The organism is Chryseobacterium salviniae (genome assembly GCF_035819015.1).
GTDB classification, from domain to species: Bacteria; Bacteroidota; Bacteroidia; order Flavobacteriales; family Weeksellaceae; genus Chryseobacterium; species Chryseobacterium salviniae.
This window is the reverse complement of record NZ_JAYLAA010000022.1, coordinates 1-13,899: the sequence shown is the minus strand read 5'-3', so window position 1 is coordinate 13,899 and position 13,899 is coordinate 1. Positions and strand designations below refer to the sequence as shown.

11 protein-coding genes are annotated in these 13,899 nt (G+C 37.4%); 3 read left to right on the top strand and 8 right to left on the bottom strand.

What is annotated here, in order from left to right; genetic code table 11:
- Window positions 1-12: 12 nt before the first annotated feature.
- Both SOP96_RS06425 and SOP96_RS06420 read right to left on the bottom strand, forming a co-directional pair.
- Window positions 13-2,670, bottom strand: coding sequence for an MGH1-like glycoside hydrolase domain-containing protein (locus SOP96_RS06425; protein WP_326320172.1), 2,658 nt, complete (start codon window positions 2,668-2,670; stop codon window positions 13-15).
- A gap of 381 nt (window positions 2,671-3,051) precedes the next feature.
- Window positions 3,052-3,861 (bottom strand): glucose 1-dehydrogenase, encoded by an 810-nt coding sequence (locus tag SOP96_RS06420; RefSeq protein WP_326320171.1) that lies wholly within the window; start codon window positions 3,859-3,861, stop codon window positions 3,052-3,054.
- 222 nt (window positions 3,862-4,083) lie between these two features.
- On the opposite strand from SOP96_RS06420, the gene SOP96_RS06415 reads away from it, so the two are divergent.
- Window positions 4,084-5,655 carry a GMC family oxidoreductase N-terminal domain-containing protein gene (locus tag SOP96_RS06415; RefSeq protein ID WP_326320170.1) on the top strand — a complete coding sequence of 524 codons (1,572 nt, stop codon included), beginning with the start codon at window positions 4,084-4,086 and terminating at the stop codon, window positions 5,653-5,655.
- Here SOP96_RS06415 and SOP96_RS06410 read toward each other — a convergent pair.
- The 3 genes from SOP96_RS06410 to SOP96_RS06400 all read right to left on the bottom strand — a co-directional run bounded on the left by SOP96_RS06410 (window position 5,652) and on the right by SOP96_RS06400 (window position 9,143).
- Window positions 5,652-6,053 (bottom strand): hypothetical protein, encoded by a 402-nt coding sequence (locus tag SOP96_RS06410; protein ID WP_326320169.1) that lies wholly within the window; start codon window positions 6,051-6,053, stop codon window positions 5,652-5,654. The genes SOP96_RS06415 and SOP96_RS06410 overlap by 4 nt on opposite strands.
- Window positions 6,054-6,162: 109 nt before the next feature.
- Window positions 6,163-7,668, bottom strand: a complete 1,506-nt coding sequence (gene mqo / locus SOP96_RS06405) for a malate dehydrogenase (quinone) (protein WP_326320168.1) — start codon at window positions 7,666-7,668, stop codon at window positions 6,163-6,165.
- Between the two features lie 437 nt (window positions 7,669-8,105).
- Window positions 8,106-9,143 (bottom strand): NAD(P)H-dependent glycerol-3-phosphate dehydrogenase, encoded by a 1,038-nt coding sequence (locus SOP96_RS06400; protein ID WP_326320167.1) that lies wholly within the window; start codon window positions 9,141-9,143, stop codon window positions 8,106-8,108.
- A gap of 223 nt (window positions 9,144-9,366) precedes the next feature.
- On the opposite strand from SOP96_RS06400, the gene SOP96_RS06395 reads away from it, so the two are divergent.
- Entirely contained in the window at window positions 9,367-10,359 is a 993-nt protein-coding gene (locus SOP96_RS06395) for a M23 family metallopeptidase (RefSeq protein ID WP_326320166.1), read from the top strand.
- Window positions 10,360-10,427: 68 nt separating this feature from the next.
- Here SOP96_RS06395 and SOP96_RS06390 read toward each other — a convergent pair whose 3' ends face one another.
- The 3 genes from SOP96_RS06390 to SOP96_RS06380 all read right to left on the bottom strand — a co-directional run bounded on the left by SOP96_RS06390 (window position 10,428) and on the right by SOP96_RS06380 (window position 12,099).
- Complete coding sequence (locus SOP96_RS06390; protein ID WP_326320165.1) at window positions 10,428-11,078, bottom strand: NAD(P)-dependent oxidoreductase; 651 nt, start codon at window positions 11,076-11,078, stop codon at window positions 10,428-10,430.
- Between the two features lie 57 nt (window positions 11,079-11,135).
- Window positions 11,136-11,546: an Rrf2 family transcriptional regulator gene (locus tag SOP96_RS06385; protein ID WP_326320164.1), complete on the bottom strand. Its 411-nt coding sequence runs from the start codon at window positions 11,544-11,546 to the stop codon at window positions 11,136-11,138.
- A gap of 118 nt (window positions 11,547-11,664) precedes the next feature.
- Window positions 11,665-12,099 (bottom strand): FKBP-type peptidyl-prolyl cis-trans isomerase, encoded by a 435-nt coding sequence (locus SOP96_RS06380; RefSeq protein WP_326320163.1) that lies wholly within the window; start codon window positions 12,097-12,099, stop codon window positions 11,665-11,667.
- Window positions 12,100-12,264: 165 nt separating this feature from the next.
- Here SOP96_RS06380 and SOP96_RS06375 point away from each other — a divergent pair, with 165 nt between their 5' ends.
- Window positions 12,265-13,329, top strand: coding sequence for a catalase family protein (locus SOP96_RS06375; RefSeq protein ID WP_326320162.1), 1,065 nt, complete (start codon window positions 12,265-12,267; stop codon window positions 13,327-13,329).
- The last annotated feature ends 570 nt before the right edge of the window (window positions 13,330-13,899 follow it).

The window sequence follows — 13,899 nt, the reverse complement described above, 5'->3', positions numbered from 1 at the left end:
ACATTACCAATACTAAGATTTTTTATCATCCGGCATTTCGGTTTCAGATTCAGCAATTTTTTTCTTTGAATATCTTGGCATGAGGGTTTTTGCAATCAGGCCGGTCCAACCCGTCTGGTGGGATGCACCTACTCCACGTCCGTTATCTCCGTGAAAATATTCATAGAATAAAATATAATCCTTAAAATCCGGATCAGCCTGAAATCTTGGATATTGTCTGTTAAAAGGTCGGTCACCATTTTTATCTTTTAAAAATATTTTTGCCAGCCTGTTGCTCAGTTCATCTGCAATCTGATCAAGATTTAAAAACTTTCCGCTTCCCGTAGGGCATTCTACCAGAAAATCCGGACTGTAATAAAAGAAAAAGCGTTGCAGGCTTTCAATAATTAAAAAATTTATCGGGAACCATACCGGGCCGCGCCAGTTGCTGTTTCCACCGAAAAGCCTACTATCACTTTCAGCAGGTGTGTATTCCACCGTGTAATCTTTGCCATTCAGATGCAAATGAAACGGATTCTTTTCATACTCTTTAGAAAGGGCCCGAACTCCGAAATCGCTCAAAAATTCTTCAGGATTCAGCATTCTGTGGAGCAGCCTTTTCAAGCGGTGGCCACGGAGAAGGGAGAGCAGATGTTTTGAATCTTCCCCTTTTACTTCCCAATGTGATACTAAAGCAGCAAGTTCCGGCTTATTATCCAGAACCCACTGCATTCTTTTTTTAAAATTCGGAAGATTTTCTATCATTTCATCATCAATAACCTCTACAGCAAACATTGGAATAAGCCCTACAATTGTTCTTATTTTTAAGTACATATGATCCTTTTCTCCAAATGAAAGCGCATCATAAAAGAACTCATCTTCATCATCCCAAAGGCTGAAGCATTCTTCACCCATGTTGGCAAGAGAATTGGCAATTGCCAGGAAATGTTCAAAAAACTTAATGGCCATTTCTTCGTAGACATTATTGTATAACGCAAGCTCCAAAGAAATTCTCATCATGTTCAGGGCAAACATTGCCATCCAGCTGGTACCGTCCGACTGCTCAAGGTGCTCACCGTCGGGAAGCGGTGTATTACGGTCGAAAACCCCAATATTATCCAATCCTAAAAATCCACCTTCGAAAATATTATTGCCGTTATTGTCTTTTTTATTGACCCACCAGGTAAAATTCATCAGCAGTTTTTGAAAGGCACTTTCCAGGAATTGCAGGTCGGGTTTTCCTTTTAAATATTCATCAATTTTAAAAACCCGGAAAACAGCCCAAGCGTGAACAGGAGGATTCACATCATTAAAATCCCATTCATAAGCCGGAAGCTGTCCGTTGGGATGCATATACCATTCAAAAAGAAATAGTTTGAGCTGATGCTTGGCAAAATCAGGATCAATCATCGAAAAGCTGATGGTATGGAATGCCAGATCCCACGTTGCATACCACGGATATTCCCATTTATCAGGCATGGAAATAATGTGCTCATTGTTGAGGTGCTTCCATCCGTAATTCCTTATTTTCTCACGTGATTTTGGCGGTTTTGGCTGTGCAGGATCTCCTTTCAGCCATTTTTCTACATTGTAATGGTAAAACATTTTGCTCCAGAGCATTCCAGCGAAAGCCTGCCGCTGTACAAGCTTTTCATCTTCCGTTTCAATTCCTTCCTGAATTTCTTCATAAAAATCATCAGCTTCCTCTTTTCGTTGGCTTAAAATTTCATCAAAATCGAAAAAGGGTTTTGTGAGATCTTTATCGGTGAGTCTGAATTTAAAAACTTTTTCTTCTTTTGGGTTAAAATTTTCATCAATTAAAAAAGCGGCCTTGGTACCAATATTTTTCGGATTTACCGACTGTAAATTTCCGGTAATGATGAACTCATTGATTCCGTCTTTGGTATAATCACTTTGGTTGGGATATTGATACAGCTTTTCATTGTTGGTTTCATTATCACAGAATACAACCTGATCAGAGCTTTCTGCATAAAAATTTCTGATTTCTAAATCTTTATGTTGAATCGCAACATGATCCGTCTTTTCAGAATTCATCATAGGAATATAATTATCATATCCCCAACGCCAGGTATTCCTGAACCATAAAGTCGGGAGAATGACCAATGGAACTGCATTCTCTGATTTATTGACAACCGTAATCTGAATCAGAATATCCTGAGAATCTACTTTTGCATACTCAATAAAAATATCGAAATATTCATTTTTATCAAAAATCCCGGTGTCAATTAATTCGTATTCAGGTTCCTGCTTGCTTCTTTCTGCGTTTGTTTTGATGAGGTCTTCATATGGAAATGCATTCTGAGGATATTTGTAAAGCATCTTCATATAAGAATGCGTAGGAGTGGAATCCAGATAATAATAATATTCCTTTACATCTTCTCCGTGATTTCCCTGTCCGTTGGTAAGCCCGAAGAACCTTTCCTTCACCATTTTATCCTTTTTGTTCCAGAATCCGAAAGAAAATACCAGCTTCTGAAGATCATCGCAAATTCCGCAGATGCCTTCTTCTCCCCAACGGTTTGTTTTTGCTTCTGCCATGTCGTGGGTCGTATAATTCCAGGCATCACCGTCTGCACTATAATCTTCGCGTACCAGTCCCCATTCCCGATTGCTCACATAAGGTCCCCATTTTTTCCAGGTGACGTCAGAAAGTCTTTTTTTTTCTTTCATGCTGCTGTTGATGATTGATTAATGATGATTGATAGCGATGGATTTATAATACTTTCTGTTCTGAAAGTATTAAAGTGAATAACATTGTTTGTTAACCGCAAGGCTACACAAATTATTTTATTATATGCTTTCATATTTTAAGATAAACAAGGCCGTTTCACTTATTTTTGAAATACAAGGAACATTCTTTGAGCTTTTTAAATTGCCGTAAAGAGATTTTCTATTAATATTGAAATGGCTTCCTTTTCTATTTTGCCGGACATGCGCCCCGGATTGAACGGCCTGTTTGAGCTCTTTTTCTGTTTTATCGGCGGCGGCAAAGCCGCCGCCGATAAAACAGAAAAAAGCGAGTAGTGAAAGCCGGAAATGTGCGCCCAAATTTTATCCTCCTGTAGAAAAGCTTTCGAAGGTCGTCATTGCTCCGTCTACAAAGATACTGGCACCCGATATGTAATCTGCCAGATCACTGGCCAGAAATACCGCCAGATTTCCAATGTCTTCCGGTTGGCCGATTCTGTTGTACGGAACAAGCTTCATCAGGGAATCCATGGCTTCGGGAGTGCTCCAAGCGTTTTTATTAATCGGAGTCTGTATGGCTCCCGGACAAATGGAATTGACACGGATTTTATCGGCTCCGTATTCCTGGGCCAGCGTCTGCATCAACATCCGGATTGCCCCTTTACTGGCTGCGTAATTGGCGTGTCCGGCCCAGGGAATGACTTCGTGAACCGAACTGATGTGAATGATTTTTCCACACGCAACCGATTTTGAGGTATCAATCCCGCGGCGAAGAAATTCTTTAATGGCTTCGCGGGCACATAAGAACTGACCTGTAAGGTTGATATTGATTACCGTGTTCCATTGATCAAGGGTCATTTCCGTGAATTTCGCATCTTTCTGTACGCCTGCATTATTGATGAGAATATCAACGGTTCCGAATTGTGAAATGACATCCTGGAACATTTTGATCACCTCCTCTTCACTGGAAACATCACATTGATAAGTGATTCCTGTTCCGCCAGCTTCCGTTATTTCCTTCAAAACGGTACGGGCTTCATCTGCTGAATGTTCCGATGAGTGATTTACAACGACGGCAGCTCCGGCGGCGGCAAGTGATTTTGCAATTCCCGTGCCTATTCCGCTGGAAGCACCGGTGACAATGGCAACCTGGTTCTTGAGAGAAATTTCCATATTTTATTATTTGATATTACTCAAATTTAGCTGAAAGGATCAAGCCAAACATGAAAAATTCACTTAAAAATTTCTTAAAGTTTCATATATTTTAATTTTCATATCGCTCAAAATCCGTTCAATTCAGTAGGAATGTTCATAACCTGAACTTAGAAAAAACATTCCCAATAATAAGTATAAATAGTTTAGCATATTTTTTGGATACAAAGCAAAAACATATATATGAAAAGAAAAGAATTTTTAAAAACCAGCATTCTCGCTGTCGGTGGCTTTTATTTTTTACAATCCAATTTGTTTAAAGCTGCTCAGCCAAAATCATTGATCAAAGAAGAAATTGAAGCTCCCATCATCATTATTGGTTCAGGATATGGAGGTGCGGTTGCTGCACTTCGTCTCTGCGAAGCCGGGAAAAAAGTTATTATGCTTGAAATGGGCATGAATTGGGGAAAATCCGGAATTCCGTACTCCAGTATGCTAAAACCGGATAAAAGTGCGGCCTGGCTTAAGAATAAAACGATTGCCCCTTTTTTTAATATTTTTGGGCTAAAACCTTTCACCGGAGTGTTGGACCGGCTGGATTTTGAGCATATCAATATCTGGATAGGACGGGGAGTTGGCGGCGGATCATTGGTAAATGGCGGAATGGCCGTAACGCCCAAAAAAAATTATTTTGAAGAAGTTTTCCCTCGTCTTGATTCCGAAAAATTTTACAATACTTATTTTCCGAGAGCTACAACCGAATTAAAGGTAAATATCATCCGTGAAGATTTTTTAAACGACTGTCCTTATTATAAGTTTACCAGAGTAGGTGAAGCTGAAGCTCATAAAGCAGGCTTCAAAACAATACGTGTTCCTAATGTCTATGATTTTAACTACATGGAAAAAGAGTATAAAAACGAAGTTCCGCGTTCTGCTTTTAGAACGGAAGTTATTTATGGAAATAATCATGGAAAGAACAGCTTGGATAAAACTTATCTGCAAAAAGCTTTAGATACCGGAAATTTAAAAATCTTCGATCTTCATTCTGTTAATGATATTGCGTTGAATGATGATAAATCGTACACTTTGCATGTCAACCAAATTGATACTTCCGGAAAAACGATCGTCGAAAAGGTTTTTCACTGTAAAAAGCTGATTTTGGCTGCCGGAACTATGGGAACCTTACAATTGCTGTTAAAGTCAAATGCTGAAAACAATCTGCCTCTTCATGAAAATGTGGGTAAAAACTGGGGCAATAACGGAAATTTCATGACGGGAAGAAACTGGGTGAAACCGCTTTCAGGAGGAACCGGCGCCCAACAATCGACAATCCCTGTAGGCGGTGTTGATAATTGGGATGACCCGAAATATCCTTTCTTTGCTGAGATTGCTCCTTTACCAATGGGGATGGACGTTGCGACGGCTTTGTATCTGCAAATTAATAAAGTTGATAAAAAAGGTTCTGTTTCTTATAAAAATGGAAAATTACTTCTGGACTGGAATGAAAGCCATACGCAGAAAATGAAAGAGCATGCAGATTATTTCATTAAAAAAATGAATAAGGCTAACGGAGGAACACGGGCACATTTGCTTTTTAAAAATGGATTTGGCGCCAATATATGCTACCATCCTTTAGGAGGCTGTGTTTTGGGCGAAGCAACCAATGAATTTGGAAAACTTAAAAATCATGATCATCTTTTTGTGCTGGATGGTTCTTTAATTCCCGGGACAATTGGGGTGAATCCTTTTGTAACCATTGTTGCGATTACGGAATATTGCATTGAAAATCTCATTAATCAAAACGAATTTTCTTAATATGATTCCGAAATTTTCACACGGTAGATATCGGAAGCGTTTCTTTTGATCGACTCTACGAAAAATCCTCCTTCTTCGGGAATAACTTCTTTCAGATCAAAGCTTTTACAGTCTTTGGGAAGTCCTGAAAAAATAAGGGTAAACCAAAAGTCTCTCATAAAAGGTACCGGAGTCCAATTGGGATAAATGGTAATATTTTCCGCATGAATCAGCCTGCTTTTGTGATTCGACTGATTATCGAAAAGATAGGTAGAATGCCATATCCTGATCAGATTTCCCAAAAAGGGCGAAGCCGGGAAGCAACAATGCACAATTACCTGCTGCTCTTCCTGGATTTCTGTCTGAAGGGATTCCAGCAATTCTTTAACAATAACAGGTTTTGTAATGGTTTCTGACATATTTTTAATGTAGTAAGCCGTGAAAAGTAAAATATAAGAAGCTGATTGTATAAAAGTAAACTGACAGTGCATTTGACCACTCCCTTCTTACTTTTCACTTCTTACTTTCTTAATATTCGAGTTCTAATTTTTCTTTTGTATAATTTCTTATTTTTTCGGTAAGCTCAGGGTTGAATTTGAGTTTTTGCCCGTATGAAGGAATCATTTCCATCAGCTTTTCTCTCCATTCTCCATGAAGTTTTTCGGGAAAGCATCTTTCCAGTACATTCAGCATAGCATATACTGCAGTTGATGCGCCGGGTGAAGCTCCCAATAACGAGGCTATCGTTCCTTTCTTGTTAACCACTACTTCGGTTCCGAATTCGAGCTTTCCGCCATTTTTTTCGTCTTTTTTAATGATCTGTACCCTTTGTCCGGCCACTTTAAGTTCCCAGTCTTCTTCTTTAGCGTCTTTGATAAATTCTCTCAGATGCTGAATTCGTTGAGCCTTGGTCATCGCTACCTGCTGAATAAGGTATTTCGTTAAAGGAATATTGTGCCACCAGGCTCCGAAAAGTGATCGTATATTTTTTGTATTCACACTTTCCGGAAGATCAAGATAACTTCCCTCTTTGAGAAATTTTGTTGAAAACCCAGCGAAAGGCCCAAACAGTAAAGCTTTTTTACCGTCAATAATTCTCAGATCCAAATGAGGAACGGACATCGGCGGAGCATCTACCGTTGCCTGGGTGTATACCTTTGCATGATGTTTTTCCACCAATTCCTGATTATGACTTACCAGCCATTCTCCGGAAACCGGAAAACCTCCGTATCCTTCACTTTCTTTTATATCTGAGCTGTCCAGAAGTGGTAAAGAATAACCTCCTGCTCCGATGAATACAAAATCTGCTTCCACTTCCTGCTTATGGTTGTGAATTCTGTCTTTCACTTTCATATCCCAGGTTCCGTCTTCTTTAGGATCAATATCTTTTACTTCATGGTATAAGAATACTTCAACATTGGAATCTTCCAGCAAATGCCTTCCCATTTTTCTGGTAAGGGTACCGAAATTAACATCCGTTCCCATATCCATTTTAGTGGCTGCCATTACTTCGGAACCGTTTCTTTTACTCATGACAAGGGGAATCCATTCTTTCAGTTTATTATGATCCGTTGTGAATTCCATTCCTTTAAACAGAATTGATTCGGACATTTTTTCATGGCGCTTTTTCAGGTATTCGGCGTCTTTTTCACCAAATACAAGACTCATGTGCGGACATGAGTTGATGAAGTCCTTCGGCTGCTGTATGTATCCTTTGCTAATGAGATAAGACCAAAATTGTTTTGAAATTTCAAATTGTTCAGCTATACTTTCTGCTTTGGAGATATCGATTGTGCCATCCGGTTTTTCGGGGGTATAGTTGAGCTCACAAAACGCAGAATGTCCTGTTCCTGCATTATTCCAGGCAGCTGTGCTTTCTTTGGCGAATCTTCCCAGTCTTTCGAAGATGGCGATTTCAAGATCCGGGTCAAATTCATGTAATAATGTTGCTAAAGTGGCACTCATGATTCCGCCACCTATGAGAACAACGTCATATTTGGGTTTCGGCGTTCTGCTTGTAAGCGATTGTGACATAATTTAAATTTTATTATCTCAAAGTTCGGGAAAAGTTCTTAAAATCTTGACTTGTTTATGGAATTTAACATGATTTTAGGTTGGACGATCAGGTTAAATTTAAGCTGAGTTTTATAACCCGTTGTGCATTTGAATTATTGTTTTTCGAAAAATAAGTGAAACGGTTTTGTTTAGCTTTATTGTCAGTATTTTTATAATTCTTTGTTTAACCTTACAATTCTTTATCGCTGGGAAAGACAAATTTTATAATAAATCTTTATTTTTTTTAAGATAGACAATGGCATTTCATTTAATAAAGAAAGACAAAGATTTAATTATCATTCACTCGGCAGCAAAATACACAACGGGTTTTATAATAAAAAAATTAGCATGATATCGTTACTAATAATGTAATGTTATCGGCAAAAATATCATGCTGAACTTTTTATATATTAGAATTAATTAAGTTTTGTCGTTAGTTTCTTAAATTGTTTTTCAGCATTTTTCCCTTCATAAAGAATTCCGTAAATGGTATCAACAATAGGAAGCTGTAAACCTTTATCTTTGGATGTTTTATAAATGGAATCTGCAGCGTAATATCCTTCCGCAACCATATTCATCGACTGGATTGCGGATTTCACGGTATATCCTTTTCCGATAAGGTTTCCTAAGTTTCTGTTTCTTGAGAATAATGAATAAGCAGTTACAAGCAAATCCCCGAGATACGCACTTTCATTAACATCTCTCGGTGCTTCGTAAATGGATTCCAGGAATGTTTCCATTTCACGGATGGCATTGGATACAAAAACTGCGGTGAAGTTGTCTCCGTAGCCTAAACCGCTGGCGATACCTGCACCAATCGCAAAAATATTTTTGAGGATTGCACTGTACTCGTTTCCTAAAATGTCTTTGCTGGAATGCACCTTGATAAAATCTGAGTTAAAAATATTGACCAGTTTTTCGGATGTTTCTTCTTCCACGGTAGCTATCGTAAGATAAGAAAGCCTTTCCATAGCGACTTCTTCTGCGTGACAAGGCCCTGCAATAACCGCCTGGTTTCGGAATCCTATTTTGAATTCATCTCTCAGATAGTGGGCAACCACATCATTTACCTTAGGTATAATCCCTTTAATGGCAGAAACAAAAATTTTATTTTTATAATCACACGTCATTTTATCCAACGTATCAGAAAGATAAATGGAAGGTGTAGCCAGAACGATTGTTTCACAGGCGGTTACCAGCTCGTTGATGTCGGTGGTAAGCTTTAGGTTTTTCAGGTTGAAATTAACTGCGGTAAGATAAGTAGGGTTATGTCCTCTCTGTTCAATGGCACCTTTTACATATTCGTTTCTTACGCACCAATGTACTGTTTTGCAGTTTTCTACCAGCATTTTTACGATAGCCGTTGCAAAACTTCCGCTTCCTACCACGCCTACGGCAACATCATTTTTGCTTTTTTTCGGATTCGATTCTGTATTCGTTTTCTTTTTAGCCATAATAGAAATGTGAACTGCAAATATATTAAAACAAAGAATGATGAGCTCTTTTCAGGGTATGATAAAAGCTATTTTATTTGAAAAATTAATATAAATGAACAATGAAATGTTTAATTTTCCGTTATTCAGGAAAGCATTTATTTTTTGCTAAACATCAGTGGAAATTTATTTTTAATTAAATTTGCAGGCTTAAAACTGTTTTGTAATTATACTAAGAAGGAAAATGAAAAAATTTCTAAGCACCAGAAAGAATGTAAATGTGCTTTTGGGAACTCTTTTGCTTGTCGTTTTTGCACAGGGAATCTTCATTGCGAAGCTTTACTCCGAACGGGATGACAAGAATTATGAAGTAAACCTTGTAAAAATAAACACTGAGAAAGACAGTGTAGATTACTTAAAAATGAAGACTGATCTTACATTGGTAGATCAGACGGTAGCACAGCTTAACTCTTTCCTGAAATCAAAAGATGTGCCGAATGTGAAACTGGAAGTTTTAGAGAAAGACAGCATTTCGAATTCTGTTTATCTTGCCAAACAAGCCAACCGATATAGCCAATATCTGATGGATATTCAGAAAAAGCTGCTCCAGGTTCCACTGGGAATGCCTACGGAAGGATATATTTCATCTAATTTCGGAATCAGAAAAAATCCTATTCCATTCAAAACTGTTTTTGCTGCTGTAAAAAATAATGCGGCAAAACCTGCAGCTACGGCATCTGAAGTAAAAGCAGAACCTGTAGAAAAAGTTATTGAAGTAACCGACAGCTATGGTGAAAAAAGGCAGGTAAAGGTAATGGTAACACCGCAATCCAGTTCTGCAGCTGCTGCCGAAAATATTTCTTCAACTACTGCAGCCAATGCAAAACCGGCAGAGAAGAACAATCCGCCTGCTGAAGCAGATCAGATGCAGTTTCATAAAGGGATAGACATTGCTGTTCCTTTTGGTTCTGATGTTGTGGCCACTGCTGCAGGAACCGTTATTTTCTCAGGCCAAAAAGGCGGTTACGGGAATTGTGTTATTGTTTCTCATGGGAATGGCCTTGCGACACTTTACGGGCATTTGTCCAAGCTTGTTGCCAAAGTAAATGATAAAGTGAAAGTAGGACAGGTGATTGCGAAATCCGGAAATTCAGGCCGTTCCACAGGGCCTCACCTTCATTATGAGGTACATAAAAATAACAGCCCGGTAAATCCGAAGCTGTTTATGAGTTTATAGTCTTATGATTATTATATTGATAGGATTTCGGCGGCACCTTTGGTGCCGCCGAAATTTTTTTAATATTATCAATAAGCTGCCGTAAACCGTTCTCTGATATGATTATTCTGCTCCAGTTCATCTACAAGGACAACTGCGACATCTTCTACAGAAAGAATGCTTCTTCCATTTTCATCGAACACAGGATTTTCCAGAGCGGTTCTGTATTTTCCGGTTCTCACACCTGCTGTTCCCTGGTGCATTTCAATGGCAGGGCTAAAGAAAGTCCAATCTAAGGTATGATTTTCTTTAATTTTATTTAGATAATCTCTTGCTGCCGTAGCTCCGGGCTTAATTTCAGCTGGAAAATCAGGGCCGTCTACCAATTGTTTTCCATCAATATATAAGCTTCCCGCTCCGCCAACGGTAATAAATCTTTTAACTCCTGATTTTTCAACAGCTTTTTCGATATTAACGGATCCGTTCAGAAAATCTTCATAAAGATTAGGATTAGTCCAGCCGGCGTTAAAAGCATTAATAACAGCGTCATTGCCTTTCAGTGCTTCTGCCAGTTCGTCGATATTATTAATATCAACACTTTTTGCTTTCACTTGTTCATTTTCCTGAACTTTTGAAGTGTCTCTTACAATAGCTTCCACTTCGTATCCTCTGTTTGATAATTCATTGACCACTTGTTTTCCTACAAATCCTGTGGCACCAATTACTGCTACTTTTTTCATAATATTTATATTTAAATCAATTGTAATATATTTTGTTACATTTATACACAAAATTTTTTATTTAAAACGATCGAGAAACTTCTGAAGTGTTTTATTACCCAAGAAATTAAGAACCAGCTGATTTGTCTCAGAAAACAATATATAAAGATGATTATTAATTTCTTTTCCTATGGGACACGCAGGATTCGGATTATTATTTTTCTTACCCAATACTTCTGTATTTTTTACTGCTAAATAAATTTCAGATATTTTTATATCATCAGCTTTTCTTGCAAGGTGACTTCCTCCCTCTTTCCCTTGCCTGCTGATAATAAGTCCGGCTTCTCTAAGTACGCTTATTTCTTTACGAACCATTACAGGATTAATATTAATACTTCCGGCCAGCCATTCTGAAGTGAGCCATTCCTGATCAGATTCCGCCAGTAAAGTCATAATATGTATCGCCGTAGCAAATCTTGTATTGTTCATCGTAATTATACTGCAAATATAAATAAATTTTTAATTGTAACAAATTTTATTACATTTATTATTTAATTTCTTGCTTTAAAAAAATACCGTAAAAGTTAATTATCAAATATTAACGAATTTACTTAATTTCAAGAAGCTCCACTTCAAAAATAAGTGTACTGTTCGGCCCGATCTCTTTACTGATCTGTTGATCTCCATATGCTAAATGAGGTGGAATAATAAGCCTCCACTTGCTCCCGACAGACATTAGCTGCAATGCTTCTGTCCAACCCGCAATCACTTTATTTAATGGGAAAGATGCAGGCTTTCCTCTTTTTACAGAGCTATCGAAAACTTTTCCTTTAATCGTTGTTCCATGATAATGGCACTTTACGGTAGATCTTGGCCCAGGCTTTTCCCCTTCACCGTCCTTTATGATTTCATATTGCAATCCGCTTGGCAACTGAACAACAGTTTCCCTTTTGCCATATTCCTCCATATATTCTTTTCCTTCTTTCAGATTTTTTTCAGCCTGCTCTTTTTTTCTTTTAAATAACATATCTGCTACTCCCATAATTAAATATTTTTTACAAAGATATGATTTTACAGCTTCATGCCGGGGGAAATGGTGCAGTAAGTTTTTTTTAAGCTTGAAAACCATACCGAACTAAAATGTTTATTATCAACAGCTTAAACTTATACGACTTTGTTCATCAAATTAACCAGTAAAAATTCAGATATGTTTAATACTATGTTAACAGAACTTCCGAAAGTTGGCGTTATAATTGGATTTAAAAAACTGATGCCATACCCATTGAAATATAATAAAGACTATGATAAGCTGACTGACGAGGAAAGAGCACTTTTTGAAATCAATAAAAAAAGCATTTCCGATTTTGTGGAACAGTCTGCTTCTTTAAGCGACGTTAATTATGCCACGCGAAATGCCCATGCTAAGACGTATGCTGTTGCTAAAGGCAGATTAATAATCAGTGAAGAAATTCCCCAAGAACTTCAGCAATTTTTTGATAAAGAGTTTTATGATCTTACCATCCGTATGTCAAATGCGCATTTGAAAATTACAAAAAGTAAAAAAAACATTCCTGCTTACGGTTTTGCCGTAAAAATAAAAGATGAACGAGGTGATCTTATTGCCAATTATCCATTGGTAAATTTCCCTTTATTTCCAATTAATTCCGTAAGCACTTTCCTCAAACTTTTTACATCAATAAATCAGTTTTATGTTAAAAAATGGAGCAGCTTTTCTTTAATTGCGCAAATTGCAAAAGTGATTCCTTCTGCTTGTACACCTTCATTTATAAAGAACATCATTAAACTATGGCGTAAGAAAAATGATTTTATTCTTTCCTTTGATTTTCATTCCGTGGGTGTATACCGTATTGGAGATTATATGATGAAAATTAAATTGAGTCCTCAATCTGCTGATAGAAGATTTAATAAAAATAAAATGATGAAAGAAGCAGTTGAAGATTATTTGAAATTAAATCCATTTACGGCTGATGTTTATATACAGCTTTGTTACAACCTGAAAAACCAGCCTGTTAATCAGCTAAATGTTATGTGGAAAAACTCGCCATACATTAAAATTGGAGAACTTAGAATTGAAAAAAAAGATGTATTAGATCCTGCTTCCTGTGGAAATGAACTTTTGTCGTTTAATCCTTACGAAAGCAAAGCTTTTTTTCAGCCAGTGGGTAAAATACAAAAACTAAGAGAAGAAGCATATAAAGTTTCTTTAAAAACAAGAGTTAAGATCAATAAACTGCTGAAGTATAATAAATAACTTATTAGTAAGCTTACTTACTTGTTTTATTTATTCGAAATTATAAGTCAAATCAACAATCTAATCTCCCGAAGAGAATTCAATAAAAAAGCATCACCATTTTTTCAGGAGCTTTCTCTTGCTATCCGCTTCTACTCCTCGCGCCTGGCCTTTGCGTTGCCAAAGGCCTTTCTTTCCGGCTCCTGCTGTGGGGTAACCGCTGCTATCGGGGCTAAGGATGTGAGAGGTGAGAAGTGAGATGTGAGAAGTAAGAAGTGAAAGGTAAGATATAAACCTTGAACTATAGGAATGAATAATGGTATCGGATGTTGATAAGTAATGGGTAATATGTAATTGGTAATTGGGTAATATAAAAAGTAAACCAGTGAATGATGATATGCCAGCTTATTTTCTACAATATATCCTGAACTTTAAACTTTAAACTTTAAAACTCTGAACCTTGATTGAACCTTAAACTTCAACTTAAAACCCTGAACTTTGAACCTTGAATCTTGAATCTTAAATCTTGAACCCTGAACATCCCCCTCTTACTTCTCACTTCTCACTTCTCACTTCTTACTTCCTCACCTC

Coding starts and splice junctions, on each gene's coding strand:
- SOP96_RS06415 (WP_326320170.1), top strand. CDS start 4,084: ATGAAAAGAAAAGAATTTTTAAAAACCAGCATTCTCGCTGTCGGTGGC.
- SOP96_RS06390 (WP_326320165.1), bottom strand. CDS start 11,078: ATGAAAAAAGTAGCAGTAATTGGTGCCACAGGATTTGTAGGAAAACAA.
- SOP96_RS06400 (WP_326320167.1), bottom strand. CDS start 9,143: ATGGCTAAAAAGAAAACGAATACAGAATCGAATCCGAAAAAAAGCAAA.
- mqo (WP_326320168.1), bottom strand. CDS start 7,668: ATGTCACAATCGCTTACAAGCAGAACGCCGAAACCCAAATATGACGTT.
- SOP96_RS06425 (WP_326320172.1), bottom strand. CDS start 2,670: ATGAAAGAAAAAAAAAGACTTTCTGACGTCACCTGGAAAAAATGGGGA.
- SOP96_RS06385 (WP_326320164.1), bottom strand. CDS start 11,546: ATGAACAATACAAGATTTGCTACGGCGATACATATTATGACTTTACTG.
- SOP96_RS06420 (WP_326320171.1), bottom strand. CDS start 3,861: ATGGAAATTTCTCTCAAGAACCAGGTTGCCATTGTCACCGGTGCTTCC.
- SOP96_RS06410 (WP_326320169.1), bottom strand. CDS start 6,053: ATGTCAGAAACCATTACAAAACCTGTTATTGTTAAAGAATTGCTGGAA.
- SOP96_RS06380 (WP_326320163.1), bottom strand. CDS start 12,099: ATGGGAGTAGCAGATATGTTATTTAAAAGAAAAAAAGAGCAGGCTGAA.
- SOP96_RS06395 (WP_326320166.1), top strand. CDS start 9,367: ATGAAAAAATTTCTAAGCACCAGAAAGAATGTAAATGTGCTTTTGGGA.
- SOP96_RS06375 (WP_326320162.1), top strand. CDS start 12,265: ATGTTTAATACTATGTTAACAGAACTTCCGAAAGTTGGCGTTATAATT.